The organism is Aromatoleum evansii, from assembly GCF_012910805.1.
Lineage (GTDB): Bacteria > Pseudomonadota > Gammaproteobacteria > Burkholderiales > Rhodocyclaceae > Aromatoleum > Aromatoleum evansii.
The window spans coordinates 1-412 of record NZ_WTVK01000265.1 but is presented as its reverse complement, the minus strand read 5'-3'; the positions used below and the strand labels follow the sequence as shown (position 1 = coordinate 412).

General features: G+C 64.3%; 1 protein-coding gene. It reads left to right on the top strand.

The annotated features are described in order from the left end of the window. Nucleotides 1-412 (top strand): peptidoglycan recognition protein family protein (locus GO615_RS28755; RefSeq protein WP_211167441.1); only part of this gene is annotated, 412 nt, incomplete at both ends.

Sequence of the window (412 nt, the reverse complement as noted above, 5' to 3'; positions counted from 1 at the left end):
CAGCAAGACGTATCGCCAGGTCAACAAGGACAGCTCGATCGGCGTCGAGTTCGCCGGCAATTATCCTGACGTCACCAAGGGGCCGACCGACGCGCAGATCGCGGCCTGGCGGGTCCTGGTGAAGGTGCTGCGCGCGCGTTACGGCATTCCGCTGGAGCGCGTCTATGCCCACAACTGGATCGACTTCAAGGACGCCCGCTATTGCGAAGGCTGCGCGCTCGCGACCATGGCGCGGAGTGGGGCGAGTAGGGGCAGGCTCCGTCAAGTCTGCGGCGCCTGCGTTCGTGGATGGAGCGTCTTGCGGATACCGCCGCCACGCACCCGAGCTAGCCCATTGAATGCTTCTCGAGCGCAGTCGCGAGCCTTTCCAGGGCGACGTTTCTGCGGCGCATTTCGACGATATGTTGTTCGC